The organism is Sphingobium sp. MK2 (assembly GCF_040170545.1).
GTDB lineage: Bacteria > Pseudomonadota > Alphaproteobacteria > Sphingomonadales > Sphingomonadaceae > Sphingobium.
The window spans coordinates 60,028-60,720 of record NZ_JAZDXA010000023.1; the positions used below are offsets into that span (position 1 = coordinate 60,028).

Below are 693 nucleotides of genomic sequence, written 5' to 3' on the forward strand. Positions count from 1 at the left end.
ATGGGTGCATTTGGAGAGGCGCAGATAGAAGCGCCCGGCCATTTGGGCAAGCCCCTTTTTTGCACTTTTATGGCCCGTTTCCGAACCGGAACGAGGAAAGGGCAACTTTTGCCGCGCTGCACCGTTCGGATGGGCAGGAGGACCCGCCATGAGCTTTACCCTGAATGACATTGCCTTGCTGTTGATCGCTTTGGTCATCGGCCTGATATTCGGCCTGATGATGAGCGGGCGCGGCAAATATCGCCGGGCCTGGCGCGACGAGCAATTGCTGCACCGGCAATCGGTGAAGGACCGCGATGCGCGGATCGAGGCGGCCGAGACGCGCATGCGCGAGTTGGAACGACAGGCGGTGCCCGTGGGGGCCGGTGCGGCGGGCGTAGCCGCGGCAAGCGCGACGCATGAGCGCGATGATCTGAGCCGCATCAACGGGATCAGCCAGGCGCAGGAAGTGTCGCTCAACGAGGCAGGCTATCAGCGTTTCGAGCAAATTGCCGCTCTAGGCGCGGAACAGGAAGCGGCGCTGGAAGCGCGGCTGGGGCTGCTGCCCGGCACGATCGTTCAGGAGGACTGGCGCGGCCAGGCGCGGACGCTGGAGACCAAGCCCGCCAAGCGTGGCCTGTTCGGCTAAGGCTGGATGACTTGACGTCGAATCGTCATTGCGAGCGCAGCGAAGCAATCCATCGGCACCGCAAT

The 693-nt window shown here is 63.5% G+C and carries 1 protein-coding gene; it reads left to right on the top strand.

Annotation, left to right across the window (positions count from 1 at the left end; all coding sequences use genetic code 11):
• Positions 1 to 148: 148 nt before the first annotated feature.
• Positions 149 to 628 carry a hypothetical protein gene (locus V2I08_RS12135; RefSeq protein WP_349635333.1) on the top strand — a complete coding sequence of 160 codons (480 nt, stop codon included), beginning with the start codon at positions 149 to 151 and terminating at the stop codon, positions 626 to 628.
• Positions 629 to 693 lie beyond the last annotated feature (65 nt).

Bases quoted from the DNA above. Each gene is read 5' to 3' on its own strand.
- V2I08_RS12135 (WP_349635333.1), top strand. From the start codon at position 149: ATGAGCTTTACCCTGAATGACATTGCCTTGCTGTTGATCGCTTTGGTC.